Raw genomic sequence first — 15,946 nt, 5'->3', positions numbered from 1 at the left:
CCGCCCCTCCTGACCCTCCCCGCCCCACCCCGCCCCACCCCGGGAGTGCGGCGGGGCGGGGCGGGGAGTCAGGGGGTGGCGTCGGCGTGGGCGCGGCGGCGACGGGTCTTCTTGATCACCCACCAGGCGATCATCACGACGAAGACGGCGATGATGCCGTAGTCGAACCACTTGCTGTACTGCTCGATCTGCTGCCAGCGGGAGCCGAGCGCGTAGCCCAGGCCGACGAAGAGCGCGTTCCAGATGCCGCTGCCCAGCGTGGTGAACACGATGAACTCCGGCAGCGGCATCCGGTTGGCCCCGGCGGGGATGGAGATCAGGCTGCGGACCACCGGCATCATCCGGCCGAAGAGCACCGCCCACCGGCCGTGTCGCTCGAACCAGCGGTCGGCCTTCTCCAGGTCGTCCAGGTCGACCAGGGGTAGCCGGTCGAGCCAGCGCTTGAGCCGGTCCTCGCCGGCAGCCGCGCCCAGCCAGTAGAGGACGAGTGCCCCGCCCAGGGAGCCGGCGGTGGCGGCGAGCCCCACCAGGATGACGTTGAACCGTCCCTCGCTGGCCAGGTAGCCGGCCATCGCCAGCACGATCTCGCTCGGGATCGGCGGGATGATGCTCTCCAGGGCGACCAGCAGGGCCACGCCGACGGCGCCGGCGGCGTCGATCACCCCCGCCACCCACCCGGTCAGGCCGCCGAGTTCGGTCGGGTCGACGTTCTCGGCGAGTGCCATCGCGATCCTTTCGGCCGGGTCCGATCAGAGACATCTACCCTGCGGCCCGGCCGCCACACCTGCCCGTGAGTCGGGCCACCCTGGGTTCAGCCCTCCGGGTGCAGCGCCGCGTCGGCCGGCCCGCGTCGCCAGCCGGTGAACCGGATCCGCAGGCCCGCCCGGGTGGGGGAGCAGCAGTACGGCCCGGCCGTCGCCACCGCGTCCGGGGCCAGCGGTGCGAGCCGGACCAGCCGCCACGGCTCGTCGTCGGCGCGGGCCCGTACGGTGAGCGCGTCCCCGTCGCGGCTGACCCGGACGGTCACCTCCCGCCCGGCCCACCTCGGCACGGGGGCGACCGACCAGTCGGAGACCTCCCGGGTCACCACGGCGCCCACCTGCGGCTCGCCGTCGCTGACCTCCACCCCGGCCTTGACCCAGTTCCGGTCGTCCACCCGCACCAGCACGCCGGCCTGGTCGAACTGCTCGCCGTAGTCGAGCACGAAGGCCACCTCCATCGCCTCGCCGGCGGGCAGCGGCGCGAGCAGCGCCGGGGCGTCGTCGTGGACGAAGCCGTACGAGGTGTGCCGCCACAGGTCGCTGCCCTCGGCCGGCTGCACCAGCAACTCGCCCGCCGGCCCGTTCTCGACCCGCACCGGCTCGTTCCACCACTCACCCTCGGCCCAGTCGACCGGTCGCTCCGCGTCACCCATGCCGGCGACCGTACCGCCGTGGCCCGCCCGGACGCCGGCACGGGCCCGGTCCGCGTCGGGTGGCTGCGAGCCCGGGTGACCGTCCGGTGTCGCGTGGCGGTGCCGTCAGCCGGCGTCACACAGGTCCCGGAGGTGCTGGGCGTCGCGATCAGTCCTGGCCTGCACCACCTCGTAGTCGCTCGCGACCATGCCCGACAGGATGAAGCGCAGCTCGGAGAAGTCCTGCGACAGTGCCACCGTGGCCTGGTGAACGCCGCCCTCGGCCTGGAGACTCGCGCCCATCATGCCCTGGTACGCGGTCGTGGCGGCGGCCTGCCGGCTCTGCCTGGTCGTACCCGAGGTCCGGTAGAACCGTTCGACGACGGCGAGCGCCTCCGCACAGCCGGCGGGTCGCAGCGGCGCCAACGACGGCAGTCGACCCGGGGCGGGCGGCCGCGGCGTCCTGGTGACGGGGTGGTCCTTCGTGGCGTCCGCCGTGGGCGTGGTCGTCCGGTCCGGCGGGGTCCGGTCGGGCCTGGCCTGGGCGGGCGTGGTCGGGTCGGGCCCCGGTGACGGCCCCGCTCCGGCTCCCGGGGCCGGCGGCGGCACGGAGGGCTCCCGCGGCAGCACGTACGTGAGCAGGGTGAGCACGGTGGCCAGCACGCCGGCGATCGCGCCCACCGCGGCCCAGTCCGGGCTGCGCGACGCGGAGCCGGCTCCGGACGGGCTGCGCCCAGATCGTTGACTGCTGATGTCTCCAATGTAGCGGCGGGCCGGTCCGAGGGCGGTCCCCGTTCTCCGCCGAGGGCTCCCGGCCCCGCAGCCGGGTCGATGCCACCCACCCTGCCGCGCACCGCGCCCGGGGCATCGGCTAGGAACGTGCCATGCCCCGCTACCTGCTCTTTCCCGGCCGCCACCACCTGTTGACCCGCTTCCAGGCCGGGTACCTCCGCCAGCTCGCGGCGCAGGGCGACGACCTCCTCGCCGACGGTGACGGCGCGACCAGGAGCGAGGACACGGGCGGCGCGACCGGGAGCGAGGACGCCGGTGGGGCGACCGTGGTGTGGGCCGTCACCTCGGCCAACCACGAGAACACCCGGCGCAACCCGGTCCCGTACCACCGGCGGGAGGCGGCGATCGAACGGTTCAGCGTGCTCGCCGGGCTCCGGTCGGTGGTGGTGCCGGTGTTCGACACCGTACCGACCGACAGGTTCGCCGAGGTCACCCTGAAGACCGTCGCGGCGTCCACCGGGTTGGAGCTGACCCCGGCGGACACGGTGGTCGCCTGCTCCACGCCGGAGGTCGCCGCGATGTACGAACGGCTCGGTTTCCGGATCGCCGGGGTGGAGGCCGACGTCGAGCCGACACCGGTCCGGCCGTGGGACGTCCTGCTGCGGCTGGCCGACGACGACCCGTCCTGGCGGGACCTCACCCACCCGGCCACCGTCGACGTGTACCGCCGCTACCGGCTCGACGACCTGGTCCGCTCGGTGGTGAACGACCCGGTGGTCGGCGACGAGGGCGGACTGACCACCACCCGCGACTACCGGACGTACGCCGAGGCGTTCAGCGACGCCGCGCAGCGCAAGTGGGACGCCGTGCGCGAGCACGTGCGACCGGGGCGGATCGTCGACGTCGGCTGCGGCGCGGGCGCCGTCCTGGAACTGGCCGACCGGGAGCCGGCCCTGCGGGAGAGCGACCTGATCGGCGTCGAGGTGGCCCGGCACCTGTTCGAGGAGTGCGTCCACAAGAAGGCACAGGGCGTCTTCGCCAACCCGAACGTCTTCTTCTACCGGCGCAACGTGCTCGGCGGGGCGGTGTTCGCGCCGCGCTCGGTGGACACCACGATGACCTCCGCGCTGACCCACGAGATCTGGTCGTACGGCGAGCGGATGGCCTCGCTGCGCCGGTTCGTGCAGGCCCTCTACGACCACACCGTGCCCGGCGGGGTGTGGATCAACAGCGACGTGTGCGGGCCGGACGGCCAGGACCGGACGGTGCACCTGCGCCTGGCCACGACGGACGGCGTCAACCCGCCGACGCCGCGTGCCGACCTGGCGGCCCTGCCGGCAGGTGAGGTGACGGCGTACGTCGACGCGCTGTCGACCCGGGCCCGGCTGGACCAGTTCGCGGTCGACTACCGGTTCCCGTTCGCGTACCGCCAGGTGGACGGGGCGGACGGCGTGGTCGAGCTGACCCTCGGCGCGGCGATGGACTTCCTCACCCGCAAGGACTACACCGACAACTGGCTGTCGGAGACGCAGGAGCAGTTCTGCGGCCTGGAGTACGCCGACTGGAAGTCGTTGCTCACCGACGTCGGATTCGAGATCGACCCCGCGAGCGCGACGTCCCGCAACGACTGGATCGTCACCAACCGCCTCGCCCCGGTGGCCGCCCTCAGCACCCCGGCCGGCGAGCCGCTCGACTGGCCCGTCACCCACGTGCGCCTGATCGCCCGCCGTCCGGTCAACACCTGACGGCCCCGGCCCGGACGTCCCCGCCGCCACAGCACGGGCGCGGGGAGGACGCCGGTGACTGTCTCGTCTATCTTGTCTCCGCAGTTGTATCGATGCCGATGAGATCGCGAGGCATGGCGTGGGCAAGGAGACAGCGGGTAGGCGGCTGCGGGCGCTGACGGTGGCCGCGGCGGTCCTGTGCGGACTTGCGCTCGTGCCGGCGCAGCCGGCGGCCGCGCAGACCGGGGCCATGATCCAGCCGGTGGGCGGGCGGGTCACGGGGGTGTTGTCGAACCGGTGCGGCGCCACCGACAGCGACCACTACGGGGTGGACGTCGCGGGGAACGGTGGGATGGCGATCGGGGCCGCCTATCCGGGCACTGTCGCGTTCGCCGGTTGGACCTCCGGCGGGGGCAATTCGGTGACGCTCTCGCACGCCAGCGGCTACCAGACCCGCTACCTGCACATGGTGCAGCCGGCCTCGGTCGCGCTCGGGCAGCAGGTCGGGCAGGGGCAGGTGCTCGGGTACGTCGGCAGCACCGGCAACTCGACGGGCCCACACCTGCACTTCGAGATCCGCCGCAACGGCGCGGTCCACAACATCGCCCCGGCGTACGCCTGCGGCGCCACGGTGACCAAGGGCGCGCCGATCAACCTCCCGTTCCCGGACCTGACGCCGGCCGGGGCCGCTCCCGACCGGTTCGCGTTCGTCAACTCGGCGGGGGTGTTGTACGCGAAGGATGGCGCGTACTCGTCGTGGCAGGCGGTCAACGCCGGTGGGGCGACGAGGGTGGTGCTCTCCGGCAACTGGATCGGTTGGGTGCAGGGCGGCAACTTCTATGCCAAGGAGGGTGTCTACGGGCAGTGGTTGACGCTGGCCGGGGGCGGGCAGGTGCGGGACATCGCGGTCAGTGGTGACCGGTTCGCGTTCGTGAACTCGGCGGGGGTGTTGTACGCGAAGGATGGCGCGTACTCGTCGTGGCAGGCGGTCAACGCCGGTGGGGCGACGAAGGTGGTGCTCTCCGGCAACCGGATCGGCTGGGTGCAGGGCGGCAACTTCTACGCCAAGGACGGCATCCAGGGCGGGTGGCTCACCATGGCCGAGGGTGGGCAGGTCAGCGACGTCGCGGTCGGCGGCGACGACTGGTTCGCGTTCGTCGGCGGCGGGAACTTCTTCGCCAAGCAGGGCGTCCACGCCGGGTGGCTGACGATGGCCGGCGGCGGGCAGGTCGGCGACGTCGACATCGCCACCTGACGGGCCGCGCCCGCCGGGCCCGGGGTTTGCGGGAAGCCGGGATCGGAGACATTAGCCCGGCATGGCTGACAGGTGGTACTCGGAGGCGGTCGTCTACTGCCTCGACATCGACACGTACGCGGACTCCGACGGCGACGGGGTCGGCGACATCCGGGGGCTCATCGGCCGGCTGGACTACCTCGCCCGGCTGGGCGTGACCTGTCTCTGGCTGCACCCCATCCACCCGTCGCCCAACCGCGACGACGGGTACGACGCGACCGACTTCTACAACATCGACCCGCGCTTCGGCACCCTCGGCGACTTCGCGGAACTGCTGCACCAGGCGCAGAACCGTGGCATCCGGATCATCATCGACCTGGTCGTGAACCACACGTCGAACGAGCACCCGTGGTTCCAGTCCGCCCGCTCCTCGCCGGACTCGCCGTACCGGGACTGGTACGTCTGGGCCGACCACGAGCCGAGCGACCGGCACCAGGGCATGGTCTTCCCCGGCGAGCAGCACGAGACGTGGACCTACGACCGGACCGCCAAGGCCTGGTACTACCACCGGTTCTACAAGTTCCAGCCGGACCTGAACTTCACGAACCCCGCCGTCCGCGAGGAGATCAAGAAGATCGTCTCGTTCTGGCTCCAGCTCGGCGTCTCCGGCTTCCGGATGGACGCGGTGCCGTTCATCATCGAGCTGACCGAGCCGGGCAACCCGAACTCGCCGAAGGACTTCGAGTTCCTCACCGAGCTGCGCCAGCACGTGCAGTGGCGCCGGGGCGACGCCGTCCTGCTCGCCGAGGCCAACGTCGAGCCCGACCAGCTGCCGACCTTCTTCGCCGACAGCGGCGGCTCGGGCAACCGCCTGCACATGCTCTTCGACTTCATGCTCAACGGGCGCCTGATGCTGGCCCTGGCCCGGCAGGACCCGGAGCCGATCATCGAGGCGCTGCGGGACACCCCGGCGCTGCCCGAGGGCGGGCAGTGGGCCACCTTCCTGCGCAACCACGACGAGATCGACCTCTCCCGGCTCACCGCCGAGCAGCGCAACCAGGTGTACGAGCAGTTCGGCCCCGACGAGAACATGCGCATCTACGACCGGGGCATCCGCCGCCGGCTCGCCCCGATGCTCGGCAACGACCGCCGCCGCATCGAGCTGGCGTACGCGTTGCAGTTCTCGCTGCGCGGCACGCCGGTGCTGCGCTACGGCGAGGAGATCGGCATGGGGGAGGACCTGTCGCTGCCCGGCCGGGAGGCGATCCGCACCCCGATGCAGTGGTCGTACCAGCCGAACGCCGGCTTCTCCACGGCCGACCCGGAGAAGCTGATCCGCCCGGTGATCGACAAGGGCGAGTTCTCGTACGAGAAGGTCAACGTGACCGCCCAGCGCAGCGACCAGAAGTCGCTGCTCGCCTGGTTCGAGCGGATGATCCGTACGCTGCGCGAGGCCCCCGAGGTGGGCTCGGGCTCGACCACCCACATCGACGTGGCCATGCCGCCGGGCGTGCTGGCGCACCGGGCCGACGGGCGGACCGGCACGATGCTCTTCGTGCACAACCTCGGCACCACCGACGCCGAGGTGGACCTCAGCATGCTGGAGCCGGAGGCGGACCTGCCCATCGACGTCCTCGCCGACCGCAACTACGGCGAGGTCGGCAAGCTGGACCGGCTCAAGGTGGCCGGCTACGGCTACCGGTGGATCCGCCTCTGCCGGGGCCGCGGCCTCTGACCCGGCCGCCACGTCACCGGCCGTCCGCCCCACCCCGGCGGACGGCCGGTCACTCCCGCCAGCCGGCCAGCTCGACCCCCTTGGCGATCTCGACCCGGAAACCCATGGCGATCTCGCCGCTCTCGCCCGGCTCGAGCCGGAGCCGCCAGGTCAGCTCGCCCAGCTCCGTGCGCTCGGCCGGCGGCGGGACGAGGGTGGACTCCCGCACGACCACCGCCTCGTCCCGGGACACCGGCAGCTGGTCGCGCACCTCCACGCTCGCCGGCCGGGGCGTGTGGTTGGCCACGCTGATCCGGTACTCCACGTCCCGCCGCCGGGTCGAGCCGAGCGTGGCCCGGGTGTCGGCGCGCCGGCCCAGCTTCCGTTCCACCCGGACCCGGTCGTCCACCCCGAGCGCCAGTTCGGTCTCCTCGCCGGGCGCCCACACCGGCAGCCGGGTGGCCGCGACGAAGTCGGCGCCGTGGAAGACCGCCGCGGCGCCGGGGAGCAGCGTGTGCGACGAGGTGTTGCGGACCGTCGCACGCAGGTGCGCCTCGGTCGCGCGGACCGGCACGGTCACGTGGTCCAGCCGGGCCGGCAGCTCCAGCACGGCGATGGTGGCCCGGTGGGCGCTGCCGTCCGCCGGCACCGCGACCGGGCGGGCCGGCCGGTAGGTGGCCGCCGTGACCCCCTGCTCGACGGTGGCCACGCTCTCGCGCATCTCGGGGCGCGGCGCGCCGGACCGGGCCACGGCCCCGGCGGGCGGACCGGCGGGTGCCGCGGGTGCCGGCATCGCGCCGAAGCTGGCCGCCCTCGGCATCGGCGGCGGCACCGGCCGGAGCCGGTCGAGATACCAGGGCGTCAGTTCGGGTACGCGGGTCGCCGCCGCCGGCCGGGCCGTCGAGAGTTCGAGTACGCACTCCGGCCAGTCCTCGCCGGTGTCCTGGCTGACCAGCCCGAACCAGGTGACGGTCATGGTGTCGTCGACCAGCCGCAGGTCGTAGGAGGGCTGCCAGCGGGCCCCGTCGATCAGGTAGCTCAGCTCCAGGTCCAGCTCGTCGTCGTCGGCGTCCACGGACACGGTCACCTCGGCGACCAGCTGGTCCGGTCTCCGCTTGCCGCGCGTGGCCTCCAGTTGTCGCCCGACGGCCGCCAGTTCCTCGGTCAGGTCGGTACGCTGCCGGGCCAACGCGCGACGGCGGCGCTGGGAGTCGGCGAGCTGACCGGCGACCGAGTCGGCGAAGGTGGCCACGTCGGTCGGGGCGGCGTCACCGGAGGCCAGCGCGCGGGCGTACGTGCCGCCGGCCCGGTCGGCCAGCCGGGTGAGGAACTGCCCCCGCTGCGTCTCGACCTCGCACGCGTCGTCGACCTCGGCCAGCGCGTCGGCCAGTTCCCGGCTCCGCTGCTCCAGCTCGTGGACCTGCCCGTCGGTGCTGCGCGGCTGCCGCCACGTGGTGACGTCCACGCCGAGCACGGTGGCGGCGCCCCGCCCGCCGACCCGCAGCGAGTCCCGCCGCAGGCCCACCGGCAACGGTGCGACGCGTACGCGGTGCTCACCGGCGGCCAACCGGGTGCTGCCCCGGCGGGTGACCCGGGCCCGGTCCGGATAGACGGTGACCCCGACGACGGGTGCTTCGATCTCGACTGCCTCCACGGCGGCGAGAGTAGCCGGGCAATGCTCGTGACCGGCGTCCCGCGCCGGGCCGGCGTCGGCGTACGGCTGGGTTAAGCTCCTTCGATCGAGCGTAAGTTACCGGGAGGTAGGCATGTCGGAGGAGCAGCGGGTCGCCATCGTCACGGGCGCGGCGCGGGGGATCGGGGCGGCCACCGCCCGGCGGCTGGCGGCCGACGGCCTCGCGGTCGCCGTGGTCGACATCGAGGAGTCGGCGACGAAGGAGACCGTGGACGCGATCGTGGCGGCCGGCGGCCGGGCGCTCGGCGTCGGCGCGGACGTGTCCGACCGGGCCCAGGTCGAGGCGGCCGTGGCGCGGGTCGCCGCCGAGCTGGGCGCCCCGACGGTGCTGGTCAACAACGCCGGCGTGCTGCGCGACAACCTGCTGTTCAAGATGACCGACGCCGACTGGGACACGGTCATGGGCGTACACCTGCGCGGCGCGTTCCTGTTCAGCCAGGCCGCCCAGAAGCACATGGTCGAGGCGAAGTGGGGCCGGATCGTCAACCTCTCCAGCACCTCGGCGCTGGGCAACCGGGGCCAGGCGAACTACGCCGCCGCGAAGGCCGGCCTCCAGGGCTTCACCAAGACCCTCGCCATCGAGCTGGGCCCGTTCGGGGTGACCGTCAACGCGGTCGCGCCCGGCTTCATCGTCACCGACATGACCGCCGCCACCGCCGCCCGGATGAAGGTCGACTTCGAGGCGCTCCAGAAGCACGCCGAGTCGGAGATCGCGGTACGCCGGGTCGGCCGCCCCGAGGACGTCGCGCACACCATCTCGTTCCTGGCCAGCGAGGGCGCCTCCTTCGTCTCCGGCCAGGTCATCTACGTGGCCGGCGGCCCCAAGGACTGACCCCACGACCGGTGCCGTCGATCATGCGGTTGTGGTGTCCCGCGGAAGTGGCGAAAGTGGCCGTAACGGGCGCCATGACTGCATGATCGACGCCGAGGGGGCCGGGCGGGGCGGGGGCCGGCCGTCAGGCCGCCGGGGCGGGGCGGGTGCGCCAGAGCCAGAGCAGGCCGAGCACCGGCAGGACCAGCGGGATGTAGCCGTACCCGCTGCCGAACCGCGACCAGACCGTCTCGTCGGGGAAGAGCTCCGGGTCGGCGAGGCTGAGGGCGCCGACGCCGAGCACCCCGACCAGCTCCACGGCGCAGCACGCGAGGGCGACGCGCCGACCTGCGGCGCCGGCGCGGGCCAGCCCCACCGCCGCGACGATGTAGATGGCCGCGGCGAGGGCCGAGAGCAGGTACGCCACGGGCGCCTCGTCGAACTTCGTGGCGATCTGAAGGCCCGCGCGGCTCGTCGCGGCGATCGCGAAGAGCAGGTAGACCGCGATCAGCAGCCGCCCCGGGCCGGCGTTGGTCCGCGTCGCCTCCGGGGTGCGTACGTCAGCCACCCAGCACCTCCCAGGTCTGCTGTAGCCGTACGACGACCACCGGCGTGACCAGGCAGACCGCGCAGACGATCGCCGAGCCCCAGCGCGTGGGCTCCATCCGGGCCAGCACCCAGGCCAGCGGCGGCAGGCAGACCACCGTGGCGACGTACCCGAAGAAGGCCCCCGGCTCGCCCGGCCGCTCGCCGCCGCCGATGGCCACCAGCGCCACCGCCGCGAGCGCGAGCAGCGCCACCTCCAGCACGGCCAGGCCGGCGAACTGCACCCGGTCCGGTGCGCGGTGCCGCAGCGTGGCGACCAGCGCCCACGCGGCGACGAGGAGCGACAGCACGATCGAGGCGGTCGCGAGGAGCCCGTCCACCGGCGAACCCGCCGACGCCGCGCTGGTCATCGGGGTCGTCCGGGGTGTGTCTCGGTCACCGGCACAGCCTACTAACCCGCGTAGTACACCCCGTCACCCGCCGCCTCCTGTCAGGGGTCCGGCCTCCGTCCGTCCCGGCTCTCGGTGGTCCGAGGGCGTCGGGCCAGCGGGCGTGGGAGCGTGTTCCGCCGAGGCGGCGACGAATGTCGTCAGAGGACAGTGGGGTACCCCTATTGACCCCTACTCGCGGGTAAGCGGAACGTCGCGGACCGTTATTCTCGGGCCATCGTCGCCACATTCGGACGGCACGTTCGTCTGACGGAGAGGATCGCCATGTCGCTGCCCACCATCCCCCCGGCGCTGAGCGTGGTGATGCCGACCTACCAGGATTCGCAGTGCCTCGCGCTGACCCTGCGGGCGCTGACCCGGCAGACGCTGCCGCCGGAGCGCTTCGAAGTGATCGTGGTCCGGGACGGTGGATCGTCCGACGGGTACGCCGAGGCCCTCGCCGAAGGTGCCGGCCTCCGCCTGCGCGTGGTGGAACTTCCCCGGCGCAAGGGCCGCTCCACCGCCCGCAACGAGGGGGCGCGGGCTGCCACCGCACCCCTGCTCGTCTTCCTCGACGCCGACTCGTGGGCCGTGCCCGACCTGTTGGAGAGGCACCTGGCGTGGCACGGCACGCCCGGCAACGCGGCGGTGCTGATCGGCCGGCGGGACGAGATCGGCCTGGCGGACCTCCCGGCCGTGCTGGCCGGCGAGTCGGACACGATCGCGCGTGCCTTCCCGCACGGTGGCGACCTGCGGTTCGCGACGGGACTCCCGGACGACGGCGGCGACTGGCTGCGGGCCGGCTGGGTGATCGCCTACACGCACAACATCTCGCTCTCCACCTCGCTCTTCACGAAGGTCGGTGGCTACCGCGAGGCGTTCGGTCTGAGCTACGGCGTGGAGGACGTCGAGCTGTTCTACCGCGTGGACCGGAGCCTGCCGGACGGCGTCAACTTCGGCTACGACGACGAGGCCAGGGTCGTCCACCTGCCGCACCACAAGAACATCACCCGCAACTGGATGGAGATGAAGGCCAACTTCCAGCAGGCGGCCAGGTTGTACCCCTGCCTCGAGTGGGAGTTCCTCACCGCGGTCATGGGGTACGAGGCGATCCGGCGGATCCTGTACTACCGGTCGCTGGTCGACGAGTGCGTCGAGCGTTCGGCCTGCGCCATCGGGCCCGCCGTCACGCGCCTCGCCGGCAAGTTGCGGGGACCCAAGGCGCTCTGGATCGGCACCGGCCGCGCCGAGGCGAGGCTGCCCGCCTCGGCGCTCACCTACGACTACTCCGCTCCCGTCGGGCCGGCCAACTTCCACCTGCTCGGCGTGGCCCCACCCATGCCGGCGGGCAGCATGGACGCGGTCGTCAGCGTCGACTTCTGGCGGTACCTGCTGTGGCCGGAACTCTGCCAGTTCATCTCCGCCTCGGTGCAGCTGGCCGGCGAGGTCCACCTGGTCGCCACCGCCGACGCGACGCCGGGGATGTGCGCCGCCGACCCGCAGACGCTGGACTACCTGCGCCAGGCACAGGCCGCCGAGTACGTGGCCGAGCTGCGCGCGGTCGAGGGGCTCGGTGACGTGCTGACACTACTGGCCCGTCAGCCCGTGACCGGCGCCGCGCGCCGGGTGCCCGGCCAGGTTCCCGCCAGGACACGACCCACGGCACTGGCGCCGGGGCGTCCCCCGGCGAGGTAGCAGATCGACGGTGCGGCCGGGCCCGACGTGCGGGTCCCGGCTCGCTGCACCGTGCCCGGATCCGTCGCTACAGCCGGAAAGGCGAGCATCATGCGCGTACTGTTGTCGACCCTCGGGTCACGCGGCGACGTCCAACCACTGGTGGCGCTGGCATCGCGGTTGAAAGCTCTCGGCCTGCAGGTTCGCCTCTGCGCCCCACCGGACTTCGCCCGGTGGGTGGCCACCTTCAAGATCCCCTTCGTGCCCGTCGGCCCGCCCTGGCGCAGGTCGGCGGCGCCCAGGCCGCGGGCCGCCGTACCCCGCCCGTCGCCGGCGCAGGTGCGTCAACTGGCGGAGTCCTCCATCGGCATCCAGTTCGAGGTGCTGTCGGCGGCGGCCCGGGACTGCGACGCCGTCGTCGCGTCGACCGGCCTCCAGATCGCCGCCCGCACCGTGGCGGAGAAGCGGGGCATACCGTACGTCTTCACGGCGTTCTGCCCGGCGGCCCTTCCCTCACCGCACCACGCTCCGCTGCCGCTGCCCGCCCTCGGGGAGGCGCCCGCGCCCGCGTCCGCGGACAACCGCGAGCTGTGGGCCGCCAACCAGCGGCACGTCAACGACACCTTCGGCGCGCCGCTCAACGCGCTCCGGGCGACGATCGGACTGGTTCCGGTCGAGGACGTCAGCGCCCACATCCACACCGACCAGCCGTGGCTGGCGGTCGACCGGACGCTGGCGCCCTGGCCGGACGCCGCCGACCGGACCGTCTACCAACCGGGCGCCTGGCTCCTGCCGGACGAGCGGGCGCTGCCACCCGAGTTGACGGCCTTCCTGGATGCCAGCGACGAGCCGTGCGTCTACGTCGGATTCGGCAGTGTCGCCGCACCCCCGGGCCTGCTGGAGACGGCCGTCCAGGCGGTGCGCGCGGTCGGCTGCCGCCTGGTCGTCTCCCGGGGCTGGGCGCCCCTCTCGCTTGCCGTCCGGGCGCCCGACTGCCTGGTCGTCGGCGAGGTGAACCAGCAGGAGCTGTTCAAGCGGGTGGCCGCGGTGGTCCACCATGGCGGCTCGGGCACCACGACCACGGCCGCGCGGGCCGGGACGCCGCAGGTAGTCATCCCGCAGGTCTACGACCAGCACTACTTCGCGCGCCGCGTGTCCGCGCTCGGCATCGGCGGCGCACACTCCGGCGCGGTACCGACCGTCGAGTCGCTGACCGCGGCTCTCAGCGCCGCACTGCGGCCCGAGGTGGCCGCCCGCGCCCGGGCGTTCGCCGCCACGATCAGCCCCGACGGAGCCCAGCTCGCCGCGGAGCGGTTGACCACCGCCCTGCGGAGCTGAGCACCCGGTCGCCGGCGGGTCAGCCGTGACGACCCGACGGCGGGTGCGCACGTGCCGGCCGGGCGGGCACCGGGAAGGGGGCGGCGCGCGGCCGAACAACCAGCCGCCACCTGACCACCGTGCGGGCGCGCCGACGACATCCGGCACAGGGCGCGGCGTGGCGCATGGCCGCGGGTACCGTGGTGTGACGCGACGACGGTGGAGGTGCTCGTGGTGCGGTTCGGGTTGTTCGGCACCGGTCACTGGGCGGCCGAGACGCACGCCGCGGCGCTGCACGCGCACCCGGGGGTCGCGTTCGCCGGCGTGTGGGGCCGGGACCCGCGCAAGGCCGCGGCCCTGGCCGAGCGCTACGGGGTGCCGGCGTTCGACGACGCCGACGCGCTCATCGACGCCTGCGACGCGGTCGCCGTGGCCCTCCCGCCGGACGTCCAGGCCGGCATCGCGGTCCGCGCGGCCACCGCCGGCCGTCACCTGCTGCTGGACAAGCCGCTCGCGTTGACCGTCGCCGACGCCGACCGGGTGGTCGACGCCGCGCAGGCGGCGGGCGTCGCCTCGGTGGTCTTCTTCACCGGTCGCTACCGGCCCGACGTGGCCGCCTTCCTCGCCTCGACGGCCGCCGTCGGCGGGTGGCACACCGCCAGGGCGCTCTGGTTCGCGTCCATCTTCCAAGCCGGCAGCCCCTACGGGGCCTCGCCCTGGCGCCGGGAGCACGGCGCGCTGTGGGACATCGGCCCGCACGCGCTGTCGTTCGTCCTGCCGGTGCTCGGCCGGGTCACCCGCGTCGCCGCGATGGACGGGCCGAACGGGCTCGTCAACCTGCTCCTCACCCACGACGGGGGCGCCACCAGCACGGTGTCGCTGACCCTGGACGGCCCGCAGGAGGCGGTGGCCCGGGAGTTCGTCTTCTACGGCGAGAACGGCGTCGAGACCGCTCCGGCGGGCCAGGGCGACGCGGCGACCGCCCTCGGGGTGGCGATCGACCAGCTGCTGGAGGAGATCGGCTCGGGCACCCGGGACCACCGCTGCGACGTGCGCTTCGGCCGCGATGTCGTGGCCGTGCTCGCCGCCGCCGAGACCGCCCGCGCCGAGGGGCGCACCGTTGACCTGCCGAGCTGAGGTCAGGCCAGCGGGTTGAGGGCCTCGCTCAGCTCGGCGGGGGAGTCGAACTCCTCCGCCGGCAGGGCCCGGAGCGTCTGGAGCATCGCCGTGCTGACCCCGTTCTCCTGGCCCCAGCGGACCAGGTCCTCCCGGGAGACCGGGTAGTCGAGCCCGGCCAGGTACTCCTGCAACTGCACGCCGGTGACGGTCATGCCGGCGGCCTACCCGCTCAGGCCGCCGGCACACGCCCGCCGATCGACGTTCGGCGGTTTGCTCCGGCGGCGCGCCGGGTAGCCGCCGGCATGCTGGTTCAGCGGCTCGGCGCGCCGAGCGACTTCGACCCGTTGCTGGAGCGCGTCCGGGACGCCCGGATCGTGATGATCGGCGAGGCGACGCACGGCAACTACGACTACTACCGCCTGCGCGAACAGCTCACCCGTCGGCTGATCGCCGAGTGCGGGTTCTCCTTCGTGGCCGTGGAGGGGGACTGGCCCGACTGCGACCGGGTGCACCGTTCGGTGACCGCCGCCCCGGGCGGGGCCGCCGACCCGCGCGTCGCGCTGGAGCGCTTCGAGCGCTGGCCGACCTGGATGTGGGCGAACGCCGAGGTGGCCCGCTTCTGCTCCTGGTTGCGGGCGTGGAACGTGGAGCGGCCCCAGGACGCCCGGGCCGGCTTCCACGGCCTGGACGTCTACAGCCTGTGGGAGTCCATGCAGGCGATCTTCGACTATCTCGGCGAGGAGGACCCGGGATCGCTGGAGGCGGCGCAGGACGCGTACCGCTGCTTCGAGCCGTACGGCAAGCGGGTCGAGGAGTACGGCATGGCGAGCCGGTTCGTCTCCGCCCGCTGCGAGGAGGAGGTCGTGCGCCTGCTGGCGCGTACCCGCGAACAGGCCGCCGCGGACGGTCCGGACAGCTTCTCGGCCTGGCAGAACGCGGAGGTGGTGTCCGGCGCGGAGCGCTACTACCGGGCGATGGTGGGCGGTGGGCCGGAGTCGTGGAACATCCGGGACACGCACATGACGGACACCCTGGACCGGCTGCTGGAGCGCTACGGCCCGGGCGCGCGGGGCGTCGTCTGGGCGCACAACACGCACGTCGGCGACGCCCGGGCCACCGACATGGCCGCCGACGGGATGGTCAACATCGGCCAGCTGGCCCGCGAGCGGCACGGCGCCGACGAGGTGGTCCTGGTCGGCTTCGGCGGCTACCGGGGCACGGTGATCGCCGCGCCCCGCTGGGGTTCGCCGGCCGAGGCGATGGTGGTGCCGCCGGCCCGCCCCGGCTCGGTCGAGCACCGGCTGCACGAGCTGATGCCCGAGCGGGCCGTGCTGGTCTTCGGCGGCGACGACCAGCCCGGTTGGGTCACCGGAACCGCCGACCACCGGGCGATCGGGGTGGTCTACGACCCGTCCTTCGAGTCGTGGGGCAACTACGTGCCGACCCGCCTCGGGGAGCGTTACGACGCCCTGATCTGGTGCGACGAGACCACGGCCCTGCACCCCCTCCCGGCCCTGACCACTCCCGGCGAGATGGAAACCTACCCGGCCGGCGTCTGACC

Annotated in this window: 15 protein-coding genes; 8 read left to right on the top strand and 7 right to left on the bottom strand. The window is 73.4% G+C overall.

What is annotated here, in order from left to right; all coding sequences use genetic code 11:
- Window positions 1-68: 68 nt before the first annotated feature.
- From ACGFNF_RS14085 to ACGFNF_RS14075, 3 genes are all read right to left on the bottom strand, one after another.
- On the bottom strand, window positions 69-725 hold the full coding sequence (locus ACGFNF_RS14085; protein ID WP_393168023.1) for a DedA family protein: 657 nt from the start codon (window positions 723-725) through the stop codon (window positions 69-71).
- 86 nt (window positions 726-811) lie between these two features.
- The gene (locus ACGFNF_RS14080) at window positions 812-1,414 is read right to left on the bottom strand and encodes a DUF1349 domain-containing protein (RefSeq protein WP_357577249.1); all 603 of its coding nucleotides are present in this window, start codon (window positions 1,412-1,414) and stop codon (window positions 812-814) included.
- 105 nt (window positions 1,415-1,519) lie between these two features.
- A complete protein-coding gene (locus tag ACGFNF_RS14075) occupies window positions 1,520-2,074 on the bottom strand; it encodes a hypothetical protein (RefSeq protein WP_393168020.1) in 555 nt (184 codons plus the stop codon).
- Window positions 2,075-2,277: 203 nt separating this feature from the next.
- Here ACGFNF_RS14075 and ACGFNF_RS14070 point away from each other — a divergent pair, with 203 nt between their 5' ends.
- The 3 genes from ACGFNF_RS14070 to ACGFNF_RS14060 all read left to right on the top strand — a co-directional run bounded on the left by ACGFNF_RS14070 (window position 2,278) and on the right by ACGFNF_RS14060 (window position 6,818).
- Window positions 2,278-3,870, top strand: coding sequence for a class I SAM-dependent methyltransferase (locus tag ACGFNF_RS14070; protein ID WP_393168018.1), 1,593 nt, complete (start codon window positions 2,278-2,280; stop codon window positions 3,868-3,870).
- A 118-nt stretch (window positions 3,871-3,988) separates the two neighbouring features.
- Complete coding sequence (locus ACGFNF_RS14065) at window positions 3,989-5,104, top strand: M23 family metallopeptidase (RefSeq protein WP_393168016.1); 1,116 nt, start codon at window positions 3,989-3,991, stop codon at window positions 5,102-5,104.
- Window positions 5,105-5,165: 61 nt separating this feature from the next.
- Window positions 5,166-6,818 carry an alpha-amylase family protein gene (locus tag ACGFNF_RS14060; protein ID WP_357577245.1) on the top strand — a complete coding sequence of 551 codons (1,653 nt, stop codon included), beginning with the start codon at window positions 5,166-5,168 and terminating at the stop codon, window positions 6,816-6,818.
- A 49-nt stretch (window positions 6,819-6,867) separates the two neighbouring features.
- On the opposite strand, the gene ACGFNF_RS14055 is transcribed toward ACGFNF_RS14060, so the two are convergent.
- A complete protein-coding gene (locus ACGFNF_RS14055) occupies window positions 6,868-8,451 on the bottom strand; it encodes a DUF4139 domain-containing protein (RefSeq protein ID WP_393168014.1) in 1,584 nt (527 codons plus the stop codon).
- A gap of 112 nt (window positions 8,452-8,563) precedes the next feature.
- Here ACGFNF_RS14055 and fabG point away from each other — a divergent pair, with 112 nt between their 5' ends.
- Complete coding sequence (gene fabG, locus ACGFNF_RS14050; RefSeq protein ID WP_357577243.1) at window positions 8,564-9,322, top strand: 3-oxoacyl-ACP reductase FabG; 759 nt, start codon at window positions 8,564-8,566, stop codon at window positions 9,320-9,322.
- Between the two features lie 124 nt (window positions 9,323-9,446).
- On the opposite strand, the gene ACGFNF_RS14045 is transcribed toward fabG, so the two are convergent.
- Together ACGFNF_RS14045 and ACGFNF_RS14040 are read right to left on the bottom strand one after the other, a co-directional pair.
- Window positions 9,447-9,869 carry a hypothetical protein gene (locus ACGFNF_RS14045; RefSeq protein WP_357577242.1) on the bottom strand — a complete coding sequence of 141 codons (423 nt, stop codon included), beginning with the start codon at window positions 9,867-9,869 and terminating at the stop codon, window positions 9,447-9,449.
- Window positions 9,862-10,257, bottom strand: a complete 396-nt coding sequence (locus ACGFNF_RS14040; protein WP_132231162.1) for a hypothetical protein — start codon at window positions 10,255-10,257, stop codon at window positions 9,862-9,864. The genes ACGFNF_RS14045 and ACGFNF_RS14040 overlap by 8 nt, the downstream gene beginning before the upstream one ends.
- A 303-nt stretch (window positions 10,258-10,560) precedes the next feature.
- Between ACGFNF_RS14040 and ACGFNF_RS14035 the strand changes: the two genes are divergently transcribed.
- The 3 genes from ACGFNF_RS14035 (at window position 10,561) to ACGFNF_RS14025 (ending at window position 14,403) form a co-directional block, all read left to right on the top strand.
- The gene (locus ACGFNF_RS14035) at window positions 10,561-11,970 is read left to right on the top strand and encodes a glycosyltransferase family 2 protein (protein ID WP_393168011.1); all 1,410 of its coding nucleotides are present in this window, start codon (window positions 10,561-10,563) and stop codon (window positions 11,968-11,970) included.
- A gap of 90 nt (window positions 11,971-12,060) precedes the next feature.
- On the top strand, window positions 12,061-13,287 hold the full coding sequence (locus ACGFNF_RS14030; protein ID WP_357577240.1) for a glycosyltransferase: 1,227 nt from the start codon (window positions 12,061-12,063) through the stop codon (window positions 13,285-13,287).
- A gap of 210 nt (window positions 13,288-13,497) precedes the next feature.
- Complete coding sequence (locus ACGFNF_RS14025) at window positions 13,498-14,403, top strand: Gfo/Idh/MocA family oxidoreductase (protein ID WP_357577269.1); 906 nt, start codon at window positions 13,498-13,500, stop codon at window positions 14,401-14,403.
- Window positions 14,404-14,405: 2 nt separating this feature from the next.
- Here the strand turns inward: ACGFNF_RS14025 and ACGFNF_RS14020 are convergent, their stop codons facing one another.
- Complete coding sequence (locus tag ACGFNF_RS14020; RefSeq protein ID WP_357577239.1) at window positions 14,406-14,597, bottom strand: DUF2795 domain-containing protein; 192 nt, start codon at window positions 14,595-14,597, stop codon at window positions 14,406-14,408.
- A gap of 90 nt (window positions 14,598-14,687) precedes the next feature.
- Here ACGFNF_RS14020 and ACGFNF_RS14015 point away from each other — a divergent pair, with 90 nt between their 5' ends.
- Entirely contained in the window at window positions 14,688-15,944 is a 1,257-nt protein-coding gene (locus ACGFNF_RS14015; RefSeq protein WP_357577238.1) for an erythromycin esterase family protein, read from the top strand.
- Window positions 15,945-15,946 lie beyond the last annotated feature (2 nt).

It is taken from the genome of Micromonospora sp. NPDC048868, assembly GCF_043198195.1.
GTDB classification, from domain to species: domain Bacteria; phylum Actinomycetota; class Actinomycetes; order Mycobacteriales; family Micromonosporaceae; genus Micromonospora; species Micromonospora reichwaldensis.
Note: the sequence above shows the minus strand (reverse complement) of the source record. Positions and strands in the feature narration are given on the sequence as shown.